Origin of the sequence: Streptomyces sp. NPDC048664 (assembly GCF_040650555.1) — a bacterium.
In the GTDB taxonomy this organism is placed as follows: Bacteria; Actinomycetota; Actinomycetes; order Streptomycetales; family Streptomycetaceae; genus Streptomyces.
This window is the reverse complement of the sequence record NZ_JBEZHK010000002.1, coordinates 160198-177570: the sequence shown is the minus strand read 5'-3', so window position 1 is coordinate 177570 and position 17373 is coordinate 160198. Positions and strand designations below refer to the sequence as shown.

The window sequence follows — 17373 nt, the reverse complement described above, 5'->3', positions numbered from 1 at the left end:
GTGTGTCCTTGTCCGGTCGTGGCGGTCAGTGACCCAGGGGGATGTGGAGCGCCGCTGTTCCCGACGACCACACGCCGTCCGCCGGTCCGTCGAGGGTGCCCGCCCACGCGTGGTGGCCGGGTGCGGGGTCCAGGTGGCGGAAGGCGCCGCCGTGGAAGACCAGAGGCTCCGCGTCCCAGGTCGTGAAGGACCGCACCTGCCCGATGTGCAGCAGGTGGTCGCCGCCGTCGTGCGCGGCCCACGGCACGCAGTCGAGGTGGGCGGCGCACCCGGCCAGGCGCGGCCCCGCGGCGTCCGGGTCCCAGGGCACGGGGGTGTCCGCGGGCAGTGGCCGGCCCGCGAAGTGCAGGGCCAGGTCCTTCTGGTGCGCGGCGAGGATGTTCACGCCGAACGACGACGCGCCCGTCAGCAGGTCGCACATCCGACTGCGCCGGTCCAGGGACACCATCACCAGCGGGGGGTCGAGGGAGACGGAGGTGAACGAGCCGACCGTGGCGCCGTGCACGCCGGCGCCGCGTTCGACGGTGACCACGGTGACACCCGTGGCGAACCGGCCGAGGCAGTCGCGAAAGCGGCGCTGGTGGTCGCCCATCGGCACTCCTCGAAAGGGAAGTGAGCCCTCGAATTCGGCGCTCTGTCAGCGGCATTGTGCCGGTGGCCGCTGAAGGATCAGTCGAGGGAGCGGCGGGCGGTTTCTGCGCAATATCCAGGAGCCCGGAATCGGTTGACACCGGTCCGTACGGGCGCCTGTAATTCCCTCTCGGATTCGAGTAACCGACACGAGGTGGCCCATCATGAGACTCCAGGTCGAGTTGACCGACGCACTCCAGGACTACGTCGCCGATGTCTCGCTGCGCGAGCCCGAGCTGCTCCGGAAGCTGCGCGAGGAGACCTCGCAGCTTCCCCTGCACCTGATGCAGATCTCGCCGGAGCAGGGCCAGTTCATGCGGACCCTGCTGAAGGCGACCGGGGCCAGGCGGGCCCTGGAGATCGGCGTGTTCACCGGCTACAGCCTGCTGTCGACGGCGCTCGCGCTGCCCGTCGACGGCCGGGTGGTGGGGCTGGACATCAACGAGGAGTGGGGCGCCATGGCGCTCGACTACTGCAAGCGGGCCGGTGTCGCGGACCGGGTCGACCTGCGCATCGGGGACGCCCGGGCCTCCCTGGAGCGGCTGTTGACGGAGGAGGACGCCGCCGGCACGTTCGACTTCGTGTTCATCGACGCGGACAAGGAGAACTACACGGCGTACTACGAGTACGCGCTCCGGCTGCTGCGCCCGGGCGGCCTCGTCGTCGTCGACAACGTGCTGTGGCACGGCGCCGTGCTCGACGAGTCCGCCCAGGACTCCGAGACGCGGGCGCTGCGCGCCTTCAACCCGCGGCTGCACCACGACGACCGGGTGGAGCTGAGCGTCATCCCCTACGCGGACGGGCTGACGTTCGCCGTCAAGCGCTGAGTTCCGCACCGCGCACGCGTGAAGGCCGCCCCGGCAGTGCCGGGGCGGCCTTCACGTGCGGGTCAGGGCAGGCGGACGGACTGGGCGTGGCGGAAGAAGTTCGTCGGGTCGTAGGTCTTCTTCACCTGCTGCAGCCGCGGGTAGTTGCCCTTGTAGTAGAGCGAGTACCAGGGCGTCGACGACGTGTTGTACCGCGGGTCGTTCAGGTCGTTGTCCGGGTAGTTGACGTAGCAGCCGTCGGTGACGGCGTTGGGCACGGGCACACCGCCGGTGTCGGCGTAGACCTCCGCGTAGCACTGCCGGTTCCAGGAGATGTAGGCGGCGTCCTCGGCCGGGTCGTTCCACAGGGACATCCACATCATCTTGAAGAACGACTCGCGGTGCGGATAGCCGGTGGCCGACGGCGCGACCCGGTTGACCTCGCCGCCGTAGGAGCTGAGGGTGATGGACGCGCCGGGCAGGGTGGCGTCCGTGCGCGTCAGGTGCTTGTACAGCGCCGCGAGCTGGCGGTCGGGGAAGGCCGCGCGCATGTACGCGGACTTGTACTCCTGCCGGAAGGTCGGGTCGGTGAGGTTGGTGTTGGTGGTGCCCAGGTAGCGGGTGGCCTCCAGCCAGGGCAGCTTGCGGGGCTCGGCGTAGGCGGCCATGGGGCCGAACTCGGCGAACCGGCGGGTGACGGCACCCGTCGGCACGTCGACGCCGTCGCCGATCGCGGCGAGGTAGCCGTCCAGCAGTTGGCGGGCGCCGGGAACGGTGGCGTCGACCTGGGTGACCATGACGATCTGGCCGGCGGACCTGTGGGTGAGCACGAGGAAGCTGGCCAGGGCCAGTTCGGGGGCGCCCGGGGCGCTGTGCGCGGTGAACCAGCGGGCGTAGTTCTGTGCCAGCCGGGAGAACCTCGCCTCCGTCATGCTCTCCCACGGCCAGGCCTGGGCCACCAGGTACACCTCGCGGGGCGGCTTGGGCAGGAGCTTCTTCGGGTCGGTGCCGGTGGCGCCGGGGGTGCGGAACCAGTAGCGGGTGACGACGCCGAAGTTGCCGCCGCCACCGCCCGCGTGGGCCCACCACAGCTCGCGGTTGGGGTCGCCGGGATCGTTGGTCGCCACGACGGTGCGCACCTTGCCGTCGGCCCCGACCACGACGACCTCGACGGCGCACAGGTAGTCGATGATCAGGCCGAGCGGGCGGCAGAGCAGCCCCCAGCCGCCGCCGCTGACGTGGCCGCCGGCCGCGACCGAGTAGCAGATGCCGCCGGGCACGGTGACGCCGTACACCTGGTAGAGCAGGGTGTAGACGTCCAGGAGCCGGGCGCCCGTCTCGACGGCGAACGCGCGCATCCTGGAGTCGTAGTAGACCTTGTCGAGCCGCGACAGGTCGAGCACCACCTGGACGTCGGGGTTGAAGACGAAGTCCTCCAGGCAGTGCCCGCCGGAGCGCACGGTCAGTCGCTTGCCGGCGGTGACGGCCGCCTGCACCACGCCCGCCACCTGGGAGACGTCGTCCACGATCCGGACGGCCTCGGGGTTGCCGACGTAGCGGTTGTTCATGCCGTGCACGAGCTCGCCGTACTGGGCGTCCGCGGGCGTCACCGTCACCGGGGCGAACGTGACGGTCGCGGCGTCCTGCCCCGACGCCGCCGCCTGACCGGCGAAGGCTCCGCCCACGGCGGCCGTGCCGCCCAGCGCCGCGGCGGTCGTGAAGAACCGCCTACGGGCTATCCCACTGTTGTCGCGCACTTTATGTCTCCCCTTCTCGCCAATTTCGGCGGACCACTTCACGCGCTCTCCTGCGCCGCGACAGTACGAATCAGCCATCTCGGGAAACACTCCGGATCTTGCGGTCGAATCCGTGAACGGCGGATTCCGCGATACGACCGCAAGATGGGGAGTGTCGGACGGCTCACTGATCGCCACCATCGAAGTCAGGCTGAATTCACCAGGGTGAAAGGAGGCGGGCCGGTGACGGTCAGCGTCGGTGAGGTGTACGAGAACCCGCGGTGCAGGGAGCGGGTCGTGATCAGAACGCCGTCCTCGCACACGGGCGGGGCGCGCACCGTGATGGACGTGTACTCCGAGCCCGGCGGCGCGGTGTCGGGCGAGCATCTGCACCCGGTGAGCGAGGAACGCTTCACGCTGGTGCGGGGCAAGGTCGCCTTCCTGATCGGCGGGCGCCAGGTGACCCTGGACAAGCCCGGGCAGAGCGTGCTCATCCAACCGGGCATCAGGCATCGCTGGTGGAACTGCAGCGGCGAACAGGCCTTCCACATCTGCGAGGTCCGCAAGAACAGCGACCGTTTCGAGCAGTTGGTGCTGCGTCAGCTGTTCGGGCTCGCGCAGGACGGCAAGACCACGCCCGAGGGCATGCCCCGCCTGCTGCAGCAGGCGGTGACCACGCTGGAGTTCGGTGACGTGGTGCGGTTCACCTCTCCCCCGTGGGCGCTGCAGCGCGCGCTGTTCACCGTGCTGGCCCCGGTCGCCCGGCTGCTGGGGCACCAGGGGTGCGACCCCCGCTACATGGACCGCAAGCCGTCCGAGATCGCGGATCTGGAGGAGCTTCCGGAGGAGGTCATGCGCTGGCACCGCTGACCCCGCGGGGCCCGGTGCGCGCCTTGCTGCAACACCTTGGCGCATCGCGGTGTTTCCGTAGGTGAGAGCACATCGCACCGCGCTCCTCCCCCTTGGCAGGGCGGGGCCGACCATCGAGAAGGAACCTTATGGATCTGCAGCTTTCCGGCCGGGTCGCCGTCGTGACCGGCGCCTCCAAGGGCATCGGCCTGGCCGTCGTCAGCACGCTCCTCGAAGAGGGCGCCAAGGTCGTGGCCACGTCCCGCAAGAGCACCCCGGAGCTGGATGCGCTGGCCGGCCCGAACCTCGTGCACGTCCCGGCGGACTTCATGGACGAGGACGCGCCGGCGCAGGTCGTCGCCCGCGCCGTGGAGCAGTTCGGCGGGCTCGACATCCTCGTGAACAACGCGGGCGGTCCGCCCCCCGGTGTGACCCTGCCGCGCGGCTCGTTCCTGCACGCCTCCGACGAGGAGTGGCGTGCCATGTTCGAGTTCAACCTGTTCTCGGCCGTGCGCGCCATCCGCGCCGCCATCCCGCACCTGCTGGAGCGCGGCGGCGGCGCGATCGTGAACATCTCCTCCGGCAACGCCCGGCAGCCCTCGCCGATCAACGTCGACTACGGTGCCGCGAAGGCCGCGCTGAGCAACATCACCAAGGTGCTCTCGGGCGAGTTCGCGCCCCAGGGCATCCGCGTGAACACGGTGTCCCCCGGTGTGGTGCGCACGCCGTGGTGGACGGACGAGGGCGGCGTCGCCGACATGATCGCCTCGCAGGCCGGCACCGACAAGGACAACGTCATCAAGACCATCGTCCCGGAGATGCTGAACCTGGCCACGGGCCGCTTCGTCGAGCCGCAGGAGGTGGCCGACGCCGTCGTGCTGCTGGCGTCGCCGCGCTCCGGCAGCACCACGGGCGCCGAGTTCGTCGTGGACGGCGGGCTCCTCAAGGAGCTCTGAGCACCAGCGTGCGGGAGGGTCGGCGAGCCCCGGCCCCTCCGCGCGTGTCCGGCCGCCGCACGGCGGCCGGACACATGACGTAGAACGGTTCGCCGGCGGCGTGCGGTGGCCAGACCCCCGCATGCCGTCGGCGGCTCCGGCCGCGTCCCCCTCGGGCGACCGGCCGGACTGTCGTCTCCTCCCGGACCGGCGTGCCGATCGGCACCTCCGTCCTCCCGCGGATCTCCGCAGCGCCCCGCCGTCGCGGGCGCCCCCTTCCTTCCTGTTCCGCCCGCGCCGTGCCGTCCCGCGGCCCCAGGGCCGCTCGTCCGGATCGCCGACCTCACGTGACCCGGCGTGCGCGCGTGCCGTGTCACCGTCGGCCGCCACCGCACCGCGTGGGCCTTTTCCGTGCCCCGCGCCGATCCGGACGGCAGGCCGCGGACCGCTCTTCCTCGTCCGCCCCGCACCGGGGCCCGTACGGCGGCATCGGTGTCCACTCCCGGGAGCTGTCATGGCCTTGTCCGCCCCTGCCCGCCCACGCGGCGACGCGGTGCCCCCGCTGGACCGCCGGCTGCTCGCGCTGGCCGTCCTCGCACCCCTGCTCGCCAACGCCGACTCGGGCATCGTGACGCTCGCCCTCAGCGACATCCGGCGCGACCTGTCGATGTCGCTGGACGCCGTGCAGTGGGTGACCAACGTGTACGTGCTGCTGGTGGGCGGGTTCCAGCTGCTGGGCGGCCGGTTGGCGGACCTGGCCGGGGCCCGGCGCCTGTACCTGCACGGCATGGGCGCCTTCGCCGTGGCGTCGGCCCTGTGCGGCGCGGCACCCAGCGGCCCGCTCCTCGTCCTCGCGCGCGCCGGGCAGGCGCTGGCGGCCGCCGTGCTCGTGCCCGCCGCGATGTCGCTGCTGGTGACGGCGGTCGCGCCGCCGCAGCGCGCCCGGGCCCTGGCGCTGTGGGCGGGCGTCGGCGGCGTCGGCTCGGTGGCCGGGGTGCTGTGCGGCGGTCTCGTGGTCAGCGGCCTCGACTGGCGCTGGGCGTTCTGGCTGAACGTCCCCGTGATAGCCGTCGCCCTGGCGGCGTCCCGTCGCATCCCGCTGCCCGACCCGCCCCCCACCCGCGGTGTCCGCCTCGACCTGGCCGGGGCCGTCGCGCTGACCGGTGCCCTGCTCGTGGCCGTGTACGCCCTGGTGCGGCTGGCCGCCCACGGCACGGACCGGTACACGGCCTGCGCCGCGCTCGGCGCGGTGGCGCTGGGCGCCGTCTTCGCCCACCGGCAACGCAGCTGCCCCGACCCGCTGCTGCCCCCGGCCCTGCTCCGCGACCGGAACCTGGTGTGCGGCGCGGCGGGCATCCTGCTGGTGTCGACGGCCGCCGCGCCCCTGGCCTTCCTCGGCGGCCTGCGGCTGCGCGACACCTACGGGTTCGGTGCGCTGGCCGCCGGGATCGCCCTGCTGCCGGTGGCCGGGGGCGTCCTGGTCGTGGGCCGGGCGTGCAGTGTGCTGCTGACCCGGTACGGTGCCCGCCTTCCGTGCGCGCTCGGCTGTCTGCTCCTGGGGGCCGGCCTGTGGACGCTGGCCGCCCGCTCGGATGCCCCGGGGTACGTCTCGGGCATGCTGCCGGGGCTGGTCCTCTCGGGCGGGGGGCTTCCGTTGATCTGGATGTCGTGCGAGGTCGTGGCGCTGGACCGGTTCCGGGGCGCCGGCACCGGGCTCGCGGCGGGTCTGGTGCAGTGCGCGGGGCAGTTCGGGACCGCGCTGGGCACGGTCCTCGCGGTGGCGGTGTGCGGCCGTGGCACCGGGGTGGCCGCCGGGGCGGGGCAGGCGTTCGGGGCGGCGGCCCTGCTGATGGGCCCGGCGCTGGTGGGCGCCCTCGTCTGGCTGCCCGGCCGCCGCCCGCACGCCTCGGCCGGCCTCGTGTCGGCCGCACGGACGCCGGAGCCCGACCGGCCGGGCGTCCCGGAGCAGGTCACGCCACGCGGACACCGTGCGCCATACGCTCGGCCGGCAGGTTGAGCGACTCCCGGGCGCGAGTGCTCGACGGAGGCTCCAGTTGGGGATGCCCGGAGAGTATGTGGGTGTGCAGGCGTTGCAGCCGGGCCGACGGTGTGGTGCCGAGTTCCTCCCGCAGCCGGGCCCGCAGCCGGTGGTAGGCCGCGAGCGCGTCGACCTGCCTGCCCGACCGGTACAGGGCGAGCATGAGGTGGGCGACGAGGTCCTCGTGCGTCCCGTACTGGTGCACCAGCGCGGTGAGTTCACCGAGGATCTCGTGGTGCCGCCCGAGCCTCAGCTCGGCGCCCAGACGCTGGGGCACGGCGTCCAGCCGGTCGCGCTCGACCACCTCGATGGCGGCCCTGAGCAGCGGGCCGGTGGGCACGTCGATGAGCATCGGCCCCGTCCACATCATCTCGGCGGCGCGCAACTGCCTGGCCGCCTCGGCGTACTCGCCCGCCTCCAGCGTGGCGCGCGCGGCCCGCACCTGCTGCTCGTAGCGGTCCAGGTCCAGTTCCCCGGCGTTCAGCTTCAGCACGTACCCCTGGTCGCGGGTCTGCAGCCGGCCGGGACCGCGGCCCGGGCCGCGCCGGGCTCCGTCCAGGGAGCGGCGCAACTGCACGACGTACGTGTGCACCGCCGCGACCGCGCTCGACGGCGGCCGGTACTCCCATATCTCCTCGACTATCTGTGCCACGGACACGACGTGGTTCGTGTGGAGTGCCAGGAGCGACAGCAGTTGCCGTTGTTTCGGCGCGGTCGGAGTCCTGTGGCGGCCGTCGTCGTCGCGCACACTCAGAGGGCCGAGAACGCGAAATTCCATGTGATCCCCCATCGTCGCCCAGCCGGGCCAGCGAGAGGTCATCTCCCGACATACCCGGTCGAACATCCCGATCCGCGTGGATATTACCGTTGCTCAGGCTTCGTCGGCCCCGGCGCGGGGACCTGGATCGCGCCCGACCGCCACCGCCCGCGGCCGGTGACGGGCGACGGCCCCGCCGCCCTCTCGTGCGGCCCCCCGGTGACCTGCGCCCAGAGCGCCCCGGGGTCGTCGGGCTCCCGGTCGGCGCGCCAGGCGACGTACTGGTCGGGGCGGATCAGCACCAGAGCGCGCTCGTACAGCTCACGCGCGAGCGGGTCGTCGAGCGCCAGCACCCGCAGCGGCACGCCCCGGGCACGGGCCGCGGCCTCGATCCGTCCGGTCCGCGGTGGCCGCGGGCCGAGGCGCAGCAGGGTGAACCCGGGGCCGAACCGGTCGAACAGCGAACTGCCGTCCGTGCGGCGGTCGTCGAGCCACAGGTGGGGTGCGCGGCCGCCCGGTACGGCGCAGGGCGCGTACGCGGCGAAGGAGTCGGGCAGCGCCCCGGTCCCGTCCCCGGCGACGAGCGGGGAGCCGTCGTAGCGGGCACCCAGCTGCACCCCGAGGGTGTCCAGGGTGCGCGTCCCGTACTCGGCGAGTTCCGCTCCGGTCCTGGCCCGGGCGGCCTCGCCGGCGGCCGAGTCCGCCTCCAGCCAGGCGGGCCGGTCGACGGCGCCGAGTCCCTGGCCGAGGGTCCGGGCCGCCGAGGTGTTGCGCAGGGCGATCGGCCGGCGTTCGCTGCCGTACGTGTCCAGGAGGCCCGGGCCCGCCCAGCCCTGCACGGCCGCCGCGAGCTTCCAGGCGAGGTTGGCGGCGTCGTCGACACCGGTGTTCATGCCGAAGCCGCCGTTGGGCGTGAACAGGTGCGCGGCGTCACCGGCGAGCCGGATGCGGCCCCTGCCGAAGGATTCGGCGACCAGCGCCGCGCCCGCGGTCCAGGGCCGGTGGCTGAGCACCTCGACCGGCAGGGGTTCCCCCGCCGCCCGCCGCACCAGCCGCACCAGTTCGCCGGGGGTCGCTGTGTCCGGGTCCACGGAGCTGGTGAGCAGGAAGAACTCGTCCACGCCGTTGAGCGCGATCAGGTTCAGCGCGAGGTCCGCGTTGACGACCCAGTTGCTCCATGCGCCGCTGTCGTGCAGGAAGTCCCGGTAGAGCGTGGGCACGCGCAGGTGGGCGGCGGTGGAGCGGCGCCCGAGGATGTCCTGGTCGAGGGTTCCCTCTCCCTCGTACCGGATGCCGAGGTGGCGTCGGACCAGGCTGTGCCCGCCGTCGCAGCCCGCGACGAACGCGGCCCGGAACGTGCGCCGGGCGCCGTCGCGTTCGGCCACGACGTCGACGTGCTCGGCGCTCTCGCGCAGGGCGGTGGCCGTCCAGCCGTAGCGCAGGGTGATGCGCGGCCGGGTGCGGGCGTGGTCGAGCAGCAGCCGCTCGACGTACATCTGGTTCGCCCGGTGCATCGGTTCGGGGGACGGGTCCGTGCGGTCGGCCGCCGCCCGCCGGCGCAGCACCTCACCGCTGCCCGGCCAGGGCAGCAGGGCCAGTCGGTGCGCGTGGTAGCGGGTGAAGAAGGAGATGCCGGCCGAGTGACCGGCGGGAAGTCCGAGCCCGCGGATCCGCTCGGCCAGTCCCAGGGTGCGGTAGTGCTCCATGGTCCGCGCGTTGTGGGTGCTGCCACGCGGCTGATCGGGCACGTCCTGCTGGGAGTTGAGGACGACACAGGGGACGTGTTGCCGGTCCAGCAGCAACGCGAGCATCAATCCGACCGGACCGCCTCCGACCACGGCGACCGGGGTTGTCAGCGGGGCGTCCATCCGACGCGGCCTCCAGCCTGTTCTCGATCGAACTGGTTCGATCGTTGCAACCCCCTCTGAAGAACCAATCAAGATCGGCCAACGGGGCTGCTTTCGCTCGGCCCTTTAGCAGCCGGTTGGAGACTCCGCCACGAACCTTCCCGAATCGCTGGGGTGTCACGGGCCGCGCTGTCTCAACCGGTGACCGGGGAACTCGGCGCATCACTGCGGAGTGTGAGGTATTCCCATGTTCCTGTTCGGCACGCACAGGTCCGTCGCGCAGCGCCTTCGCCTCCACGCCGACCGGGATCTGGGGGCGGGGAACTTCTTCTGGCACGCCTGGCACGTCGCCCGGGACCGGGACCGTCCGCTGCTGTTCCACCCCGACGTGTCCTCCCCCACCTGGGCGACGGACGAGCCGTCGGCGATGTCCCTGGACGACGTGCGTGTCGCCGTGATCCGCCACGCCCACTGGTACCGCGGCCGCGGGGTGCGGGCGGGGGCTCACGTGGGACTGCACACCCGCGACGGGCTGCTGGGCCTGATCCACCACATCGCCATCACGTCGCTGGGTGCCGCCGCCGTGCACTGCAACCCCCGGATGGCCCCGGCGACGGCCGCGGAGTACTTCCTGCGCACCCGGACCACGGTGCTGGTGGGCGACGGCGACCTGCTCAAGGGTCTCGCGGACGCCTGGGCGGCGGACGCCCCCGGACAGGCCACGCCCGAGGTCGCGGACATCGCCTCGCTCGCCGCCACCGCTCCCCTGCCGCCCCGGCCGATACCCGACTTCCCGCACCGGCACGCCGACGAAGACCTGATCATGATCTCGCACTCGTCGGGCACCACCGGTCGGCCCAAGGCCCCCGTGTTCCACCACGGTTCGTTCTTCGCGGGCAAGCGGGAACGGCTGTGGTCCTTCCCGTCGCTGCGCTCGGACCGGCTGCTGACCGCGCTGCCGCACAGCCACTCGGCGGGCATCAGCTACCTCAGCCTGGCGCTCCTGCTCGGCATCCCGACGCTGGTCCTGGACGACGCGAGCGGCGAGGCCGTGGCGCGGGCGATCGACCTGTTCCACCCCACCACCGTGCTGGCCTTCCCGCTGACCCTGGCCGAGGTGCCCGCCGACAGGATCGGCCCCGAGGCCGCCCGGCACATCCACACCTGGCACGGCATGGGCGACGCCTCCCACGAGCGGCACATACGCCCGCTGATCGCGCTGGGCCGGCGCACCGAGAACGGCAGGGTGCTGAACGGCTCGCGCTACCTCGACGGACTCGGGTCGTCGGAGATGGGCATGGTGCTGTTCAAACAGGCCTACACACCAGAGACGACCCGGTACGCACGCCACATCGGGCAGCCCGCGAAAGTGGTGCGCAAGGCGGCGGTGCTCGACGAGCAGGGCCGTGAACTGCCCGACGGGCAGGCCGGCCGGCTCGGTGTGCGGACCCCCAGCATCACCGCCGGCTACCTGGACGAGCCGGACCTCACCCGGGAGTCGACGGTCAACGGCTACTTCCTCACCGGCGACGTCATGCGCCGCGACAGCGACGGGACCTGGTACCACCTCGACCGCACCCCCGACGTGATCCACACCGCCGAGGGGCCGGTCCACAGCCTCCCGGTGGAGGAGGTCGTCCTGCTCGCCACGCAGGCGCTGGACACCGCGGTCGTCGCGGTCGACGATCCCGCCGCTCCCGGTCGCTCCCGTCCCCTGGCGGTCGCCCTCTTCTCCGACGGCACCCGGCGTGACGCGGCCCGGTTGCTGAGGGCGTGCAACGCGGCCCTGGCCCGCGAGGGCCTGGCACCGCTCGGCGGGCTGCTGGTGGCCGCCGACCGCGCCGAACTCCCCGTCGGCGTCACGGGGAAGGTCCTCAAACGTGTGCTGCGCGAGCGCCTGCGCACGGCCCTGTCCCGCACCGGCGACCCCGCGCTCGCCGTGTCCGCCCCCGTACGGAAGGTCTGATCATGCCCGGTACCGAGACGACGGCGGCACGTCAGGTGGTGGACCTGATCACCGGCACCTGGCGGGCCCAGGCCCTGCACGCGGCGGCCGCGCTGTCCCTGCCCGACCACATCGCCGCGGGACACGGCACCGTCCCGGCGCTGGCCGAGGCCACGGGTGCCAGCGAGGACGGCCTCGCGCGGCTGCTGCGGCTGCTCGCGGCACTCGGCGTGTTCACCGGCGACGAGGAGGCGGGCTACGGGCTCACCGACGTGGGCGCGCTCCTCGTCGCCGACGGCGAGCAGTCCATGCGCGACATGGTGCTGCTGTACGGGGAGGAGTTCCACCGTGCGTGGGGCGCGGTGGTGCCCGCGATCCGCACCGGAACCTCCGGCTTCGAGCACGCCTTCGGCACCACGCTCCACGCCCACCTGCGCGAGGAGCCCGACGCGGGGCCGCGGTTCCTGCGCGCCATGAACGCCGGCAACGTGTTCTTCCCCGAGGCGGCGGCGGCCTTCGACTTCACGTCGGCGCACACCGTGGTCGACGTGGCGGGCGGCAGCGGCCTGCTGCTGTCGGCCGTGCTCCAGGCCCACCCGCACCTGACCGGTACCGTCTTCGACCTGCCGCACATGCTGCCGGTGGCCGAGGGGCACCTGGGCGCCACCGTCGACGCGCACCGCTTCGAGACCGTCGCGGGCGACGTCTTCGACAAGGTCCCCGCGGGCCACGACGTGTACCTGCTGTCCCGGGTGCTGCAGGACTGGGACGACGAACGCTGTGTGACGCTCCTCGCCAACATCCGTGAGGCGATGGCGGACTCGGGCCGGCTGCTGGTGCTGGAGCGGGTCGTCGCCACCGACGGCACGGCACCCGTGCTGCCGCTGCTGTGGGACCTGCATCTGCTGATGGCCGCGGGCGGCCGCGAGCGCACCCTCGAGGGATACCGCTCCGTCCTGGGCGCCGCGGGCCTGCGGCTGCGGAGCGTGCACTCCCTCGCCCTCGAGACGAGTCTGCTGGTCGCCGCACCGGTCTGAGGTGACCCCACCGTCCCAGCCCTCTCCTGACACCAAGGGAGTACACCTATGGAGTACACCTATGCTCAGCGGTGACCTCGACCTGTGCCTCGTCGGTGCGGGACCGCGCGGTCTGTCGGTACTGGAGCGGCTGTGCGCCAACGAACGCGCCGCGCCCGCCCACCGGGCGGTCACCGTGCACGTCGTCGACCCCTACCGCCCCGGAGCCGGGCGGGTGTGGCGCACCGGGCAGTCGCGGGTGCTGCTGATGAACACCGTCGCCTCGCAGGTGACCGTGTTCACCGACACCAGTGTGCAGATGGCCGGCCCCGTCGAGCCGGGGCCCAGTCTCTACGAGTGGGCGCGCACGCTCGGTCACGGCCTCGGCGGGGCGCCGCTGTACGACGAGGCCGTCCTCGCCGAGGCGCGCCGGCTCGGCGAGGACGACTACCCCTCCCGCGCCTTCTACGGCCGCTACCTGGAGGACGCCTTCGCCCGGGTGGTGTCCGACGCCCCCGCGCACGTGCGGGTGCGGGTGCACCAGGCCCGGGCCGTCGCCCTGCGGGAGCGGTCCGAGGACGGCGCGCAACAGGTCGCCCTGTCCGACGGGAAGGTCCTCGACGGCCTCGACGCGGTCGTCCTGTCCCAGGGCCATGTGCCGGTCGACGTCTCCCCCGCCGAGCGGCAGCTGTGGCAGCGCGCGCGAGCCCAGGGGCTGCTGCACGTCCTGCCGTCCAACCCGGCCGACCTGGACCTGTCGGACGTGCGGTCCGGCGAGACCGTGCTGCTGCGCGGGCTCGGCCTGAACTTCTTCGACCACATGGCGCTGCTCACCGTGGGGCGCGGCGGCCGCTTCGACCGCGTCGGCGACCGGCTCGTCTACCGCCCCTCCGGCCGGGAGCCGCACATCGTCGCGGGCTCCCGGCGCGGCATCCCCTACCACGCCCGCGGCGCCAACGAGAAGGGCGCGCACGGCCGTCACGAGCCGCGTGTGCTGACCGAGAAGGTGGTGTCGGCGCTGCGGGAACGCGCCGTGGACGGTGAGCGCGTGTACTTCGGCAGCGACCTGTGGCCGCTGATCACCCGGGAGGTGGAGAGCGTCTACTACGGGGCGCTGCTGACCGCCCGGGGCCGGGGGGCCGAGCGGGAGGAGTTCGTGGAGCGGTTCGTCTCGCTGCCCGAGGGCCTGGCCCCCGCCGACGAGCTGCTCGACGCGTACGGCATCGCACGTGAGGAGCGGTGGGACTGGGACCGCGTCTTCCGGCCGCACGGCGGCGGGGAGTTCGCCGATCGGGCGGAGTTCCGCGGCTGGATGCTGGAGTACTTGCGCCAGGACGTGCGCGAGGCTCGGGCGGGCAACGTGAGCGGGCCGTTGAAGGCGGCGCTGGACGTGCTGCGCGACCTGCGCAACGAGGTGCGGCTGGCGCTCGACCACGGTGGCCTCGACGGCACCTCCTACCGGGACGAGGTGGAGGGCTGGTACACCCCGCTCAACGCCTTCCTGTCGATCGGGCCGCCCTTCTCCCGCGTCGAGGAGCTGATCGGGCTGCTCGAGGCGGGTGTCCTGGATCTGATCGGTCCGGGCATGCGGGTGCGGGTCGACGGCACGGCGGGAGCGTTCGTCGCCGAGTCGGAGGGGGCGGGGGCCGCCCCCGTGCGCGCCCGGGTGCTGGTCGAGGCGCGTCTGCCGGCACCGGACCTGCGCCGGACCTCCGATCCGCTGCTGCGCGAGCTGCTGTCCACCGGCCAGTGCCGTCCCTTCCGCATCCCCGGCGCGTGCGGCACGAGTTACGAGACGGGCGGGCTGGAGGTCACCGACCGCCCGTACCACCTGGTCGACGCCTACGGCCGCAGCCATCCGCGGCGCTTCGCGTACGGGGTGCCGACGGAGGCGGTGCACTGGGTGACTGCGGCCGGCATCAGGCCCGGGGTCAACTCGGTGACCCTCGGCGACTCCGACGCCATCGCGCGGGCCGTACTGGCCCTCGCACCCGCTTCCCCGGACGCCTCCCGACGGCGTTGCGGCATGACACTGACGGAGGCATCGGCATGACGGCACATCAGGCGGGGCTGGACTCCGGGCTGCTCTCCCCGGTGCGGGCGGGCACTCCGGTGGAGCGGGCGGTCGGCGACGAGGCCTGGCTCCAGGCGATGCTGGACGCGGAGGCGGCGCTGGCGCGCGCCCAGGCCGGGCTGGGCACGCTGCCCGCCCCGGCCGCCGCGGCGATCACCAGGGCCGCCCGCGCGGAGCGGCTCGACCTGCGCGGGCTCGCCGTGGCCGCGCGGGAGAGCGCCAACCCGGTGGTGGCCCTGATCCGCGCGTTCACCGCGGTCGTCGCCGAGGAGGACCCGGAGGCCGCCGAGTTCGTGCACCGCGGCTCGACCAGTCAGGACATCCTCGACACCGGCGCCATGCTGGTCTGCGACCGGGCGCTGCGCCTGGTCCACGCCGACCTGCTGCGCACGGTGGCGGCACTGGACCGGCTGGCGGCACGGCACCGGGACACGCTGATGGCCGCGCGGACGCTGACCCTGCACGCCGTTCCGACCACGTTCGGGCTCAAGGCGGCGGGCTGGGGGCTGCTGGTGCGCGAGGCGGCCGACCGCGTGGGCCGGCTGCTCGACGGCCGGTTGCCCGTCTCACTCGGCGGTGCGGCGGGCACTCTGGCCGGGTATCTGCAGTACTCGGCGGTGGACGGCGCGCCGGCCGCGGACGCGGCGGCGTACGCGGCGGCGCTGTCGAAGGCCTTCGCGGCCGAGACCGGGCTGGCCACGGCCCCGCTGCCCTGGCACGCGTTGCGCGCGCCCGTCGCCGACGCGGCCGCGGCCCTCGCCTTCGTGACCGGGGCGCTCGGGAAGATCGCCGTGGACGTGCAGTCGATGGGCCGCACCGAGGTCGGTGAGGTGGCCGAGCCGCCCGTGGCCGGGCGCGGCGCCTCCTCGGCGATGCCGCACAAACGCAATCCGGTGCTGGCCACCCTGATCCGCTCGGCCGCGCTCCAGGTTCCCGCGCTGGCGGGCGCGCTGACGCAGTGCCTGGTGACCGAGGACGAACGCTCGGCCGGTGTCTGGCACGCCGAGTGGCTGCTGCTGCGCGAGTGCCTGCGGCTGGCGGGCGGCGCCTCGCACACCGCCGTCGAACTGTGCGAGGGGCTCGTCGTCCACGAGGAGCGTATGCGGGCCAACGCGGCCGCGACCGGCGACCTGATGTCGTCCGAGCGGATCGTCGCGGTCCTGGCGCCCCTGTTCGGCAAGGCGGAGGCCAAGCGGCTGCTGTCCGAGTCGACCGAGACGGCCACCCGCACCGGACGGCCCCTGGCCGACGTCCTCGCCGAACACCCCCGGATCGGGCCCGCGCTGGGCCCCGGCGAAACGGCGGACCTGCTCGATCCCGCCACCTACACCGGCGCGGCCGCCTCCCTGGTGGACCACGCCCTGGAACGCCATCGCACGTCCTGACGCACGCCTCGTCGTCCCGACACCAGGAGTTCCCATGTCTGCCCGGCTCTTCACCTCGGAATCGGTGACCGAAGGTCATCCCGACAAGGTCGCCGACCGCATCAGCGACACGATTCTCGACGCCTTCCTCGCCCAGGACCCCCTGTCCCGCGTCGCGGTGGAGACCCTGATCACCACCGGTCAGGTCCATGTCGCGGGCGAGGTCACCACCAGCGCGTACGCCGACGTCCCCGCCCTCGTCCGCGAAGCGGTCCTGGAGATCGGCTACGACTCCTCCGCCAAGGGCTTCGACGGCGCCTCCTGCGGCGTGTCCGTCTCCATCGGTGGCCAGTCCCCCGACATCGCCCGGGGCGTCGACACCGCCTACGAGCTGCGGCGTGACGACACCGCGCCGGTGCGGGAGGACCGGCCGGCCCACCAGGGCGCGGGAGACCAGGGCCTGATGTTCGGTTACGCCTGCGACGAGACGCCCAGCCTCATGCCGCTGCCCATCCACCTGGCCCACCGGCTGTCACGCCGCCTGTCGGAGGTGCGGCGCGACGGGACCGTGCCCTATCTGCGCCCGGACGGCAAGACCCAGGTCACCATCGAGTACCTGGGCAGCAAGCCCAAGCGCCTCGACACCGTCGTCGTCTCCTCCCAGCACGCCAGTGACATCAACCTGGACTCCCTGCTCACGCCCGACGTGCGCGAACACGTCGTCGAGCACGTCCTGGACGAGCTGGCCCAGGAGGGCGTCAAGCTGGAGACCGAGGGCTACCGCCTGCTGGTCAACCCCACGGGCCGCTTCGAGATCGGCGGCCCGATGGGAGACGCGGGCCTGACCGGCCGGAAGATCATCATCGACACGTACGGCGGTACGGCCCGCCACGGCGGCGGCGCCTTCTCCGGCAAGGACCCCTCCAAGGTCGACCGCAGCGCCGCCTACGCGATGCGCTGGGTCGCCAAGAACGTCGTCGCCGCGGGACTGGCCGCCCGCTGCGAGGTGCAGGTCGCCTACGCCATCGGCAAGGCCGAGCCCGTCGGCCTCTTCGTCGAGACCTTCGGGACCGCCACCCTCCCGCAGGCCACCATCGAGAAGGCGGTGACGGAGGTCTTCGACCTCCGCCCGGGCGCCATCATCCGCGACCTGGACCTGCTGCGCCCCATCTACGCCCAGACCTCCGCCTACGGTCACTTCGGCCGCGAACTGGCCGACTTCACCTGGGAGCGGACCGACCGCGTCGACGCGCTGCGCCGGGCCGCCGGGCGGTAGCCGACCCCGCGAACGCGGCCCCGGACCCCTGCGGTCCGGGGCCGCGTCGTCATTTCTCCCTATCGAAAAAACCGGTCAGCCGACCTGATTAACCGCCCCG

13 protein-coding genes are annotated in these 17373 nt (G+C 73.1%); 9 read left to right on the top strand and 4 right to left on the bottom strand.

Going from position 1 to position 17373, the window contains the following annotated elements:
• Positions 1 to 25 precede the first annotated feature (25 nt).
• Positions 26 to 592, bottom strand: coding sequence for a flavin reductase family protein (locus tag AB0C59_RS02685; protein ID WP_363000312.1), 567 nt, complete (start codon positions 590 to 592; stop codon positions 26 to 28).
• Between the two features lie 202 nt (positions 593 to 794).
• On the opposite strand from AB0C59_RS02685, the gene AB0C59_RS02680 reads away from it, so the two are divergent.
• Entirely contained in the window at positions 795 to 1457 is a 663-nt protein-coding gene (locus AB0C59_RS02680) for a class I SAM-dependent methyltransferase (RefSeq protein ID WP_363000311.1), read from the top strand.
• 62 nt (positions 1458 to 1519) lie between these two features.
• Here the strand turns inward: AB0C59_RS02680 and AB0C59_RS02675 are convergent, their stop codons facing one another.
• Positions 1520 to 3193: an FAD-binding oxidoreductase gene (locus tag AB0C59_RS02675; protein WP_363000310.1), complete on the bottom strand. Its 1674-nt coding sequence runs from the start codon at positions 3191 to 3193 to the stop codon at positions 1520 to 1522.
• A gap of 222 nt (positions 3194 to 3415) precedes the next feature.
• Here AB0C59_RS02675 and AB0C59_RS02670 point away from each other — a divergent pair, with 222 nt between their 5' ends.
• The 3 genes from AB0C59_RS02670 to AB0C59_RS02660 all read left to right on the top strand — a co-directional run bounded on the left by AB0C59_RS02670 (position 3416) and on the right by AB0C59_RS02660 (position 6973).
• The gene (locus AB0C59_RS02670; protein ID WP_363000309.1) at positions 3416 to 4042 is read left to right on the top strand and encodes a cupin domain-containing protein; all 627 of its coding nucleotides are present in this window, start codon (positions 3416 to 3418) and stop codon (positions 4040 to 4042) included.
• A 128-nt stretch (positions 4043 to 4170) separates the two neighbouring features.
• On the top strand, positions 4171 to 4977 hold the full coding sequence (locus AB0C59_RS02665; protein WP_363000308.1) for an SDR family oxidoreductase: 807 nt from the start codon (positions 4171 to 4173) through the stop codon (positions 4975 to 4977).
• 493 nt (positions 4978 to 5470) lie between these two features.
• The gene (locus AB0C59_RS02660) at positions 5471 to 6973 is read left to right on the top strand and encodes an MFS transporter (RefSeq protein WP_363000307.1); all 1503 of its coding nucleotides are present in this window, start codon (positions 5471 to 5473) and stop codon (positions 6971 to 6973) included.
• On the opposite strand, the gene AB0C59_RS02655 is transcribed toward AB0C59_RS02660, so the two are convergent.
• Positions 6927 to 7772, bottom strand: a complete 846-nt coding sequence (locus tag AB0C59_RS02655) for an AfsR/SARP family transcriptional regulator (protein WP_363000306.1) — start codon at positions 7770 to 7772, stop codon at positions 6927 to 6929. The two genes, AB0C59_RS02660 and AB0C59_RS02655, sit on opposite strands and share 47 nt — an antisense overlap.
• Before the next feature lie 83 nt (positions 7773 to 7855).
• Positions 7856 to 9619 (bottom strand): FAD-dependent monooxygenase, encoded by a 1764-nt coding sequence (locus tag AB0C59_RS02650; protein ID WP_363000305.1) that lies wholly within the window; start codon positions 9617 to 9619, stop codon positions 7856 to 7858.
• Between the two features lie 226 nt (positions 9620 to 9845).
• Between AB0C59_RS02650 and AB0C59_RS02645 the strand changes: the two genes are divergently transcribed.
• The 5 genes from AB0C59_RS02645 (at position 9846) to metK (ending at position 17273) form a co-directional block, all read left to right on the top strand.
• Positions 9846 to 11564 carry a class I adenylate-forming enzyme family protein gene (locus AB0C59_RS02645; RefSeq protein WP_363000304.1) on the top strand — a complete coding sequence of 573 codons (1719 nt, stop codon included), beginning with the start codon at positions 9846 to 9848 and terminating at the stop codon, positions 11562 to 11564.
• 2 nt (positions 11565 to 11566) lie between these two features.
• Positions 11567 to 12580 (top strand): methyltransferase, encoded by a 1014-nt coding sequence (locus AB0C59_RS02640; RefSeq protein ID WP_363000303.1) that lies wholly within the window; start codon positions 11567 to 11569, stop codon positions 12578 to 12580.
• Positions 12581 to 12641: 61 nt separating this feature from the next.
• Positions 12642 to 14612: an FAD/NAD(P)-binding protein gene (locus AB0C59_RS02635; RefSeq protein ID WP_363000302.1), complete on the top strand. Its 1971-nt coding sequence runs from the start codon at positions 12642 to 12644 to the stop codon at positions 14610 to 14612.
• Complete coding sequence (locus tag AB0C59_RS02630; protein ID WP_363000301.1) at positions 14609 to 16018, top strand: lyase family protein; 1410 nt, start codon at positions 14609 to 14611, stop codon at positions 16016 to 16018. Before AB0C59_RS02635 ends, AB0C59_RS02630 begins: the two co-directional genes overlap by 4 nt.
• A 34-nt stretch (positions 16019 to 16052) precedes the next feature.
• A complete protein-coding gene (gene metK / locus AB0C59_RS02625; RefSeq protein WP_363000300.1) occupies positions 16053 to 17273 on the top strand; it encodes a methionine adenosyltransferase in 1221 nt (406 codons plus the stop codon).
• The last annotated feature ends 100 nt before the right edge of the window (positions 17274 to 17373 follow it).

What these genes read in the sequence shown, in the direction of transcription:
- AB0C59_RS02685 (WP_363000312.1), bottom strand. Translation starts at nt 592, where the DNA reads ATGGGCGACCACCAGCGCCGCTTTCGCGACTGCCTCGGCCGGTTCGCC.
- AB0C59_RS02680 (WP_363000311.1), top strand. Translation starts at nt 795, where the DNA reads ATGAGACTCCAGGTCGAGTTGACCGACGCACTCCAGGACTACGTCGCC.
- AB0C59_RS02665 (WP_363000308.1), top strand. Translation starts at nt 4,171, where the DNA reads ATGGATCTGCAGCTTTCCGGCCGGGTCGCCGTCGTGACCGGCGCCTCC.
- AB0C59_RS02660 (WP_363000307.1), top strand. Translation starts at nt 5,471, where the DNA reads ATGGCCTTGTCCGCCCCTGCCCGCCCACGCGGCGACGCGGTGCCCCCG.
- AB0C59_RS02655 (WP_363000306.1), bottom strand. Translation starts at nt 7,772, where the DNA reads ATGGAATTTCGCGTTCTCGGCCCTCTGAGTGTGCGCGACGACGACGGC.
- AB0C59_RS02650 (WP_363000305.1), bottom strand. Translation starts at nt 9,619, where the DNA reads ATGGACGCCCCGCTGACAACCCCGGTCGCCGTGGTCGGAGGCGGTCCG.
- AB0C59_RS02645 (WP_363000304.1), top strand. Translation starts at nt 9,846, where the DNA reads ATGTTCCTGTTCGGCACGCACAGGTCCGTCGCGCAGCGCCTTCGCCTC.
- AB0C59_RS02640 (WP_363000303.1), top strand. Translation starts at nt 11,567, where the DNA reads ATGCCCGGTACCGAGACGACGGCGGCACGTCAGGTGGTGGACCTGATC.
- AB0C59_RS02635 (WP_363000302.1), top strand. Translation starts at nt 12,642, where the DNA reads ATGCTCAGCGGTGACCTCGACCTGTGCCTCGTCGGTGCGGGACCGCGC.
- AB0C59_RS02630 (WP_363000301.1), top strand. Translation starts at nt 14,609, where the DNA reads ATGACGGCACATCAGGCGGGGCTGGACTCCGGGCTGCTCTCCCCGGTG.
- metK (WP_363000300.1), top strand. Translation starts at nt 16,053, where the DNA reads ATGTCTGCCCGGCTCTTCACCTCGGAATCGGTGACCGAAGGTCATCCC.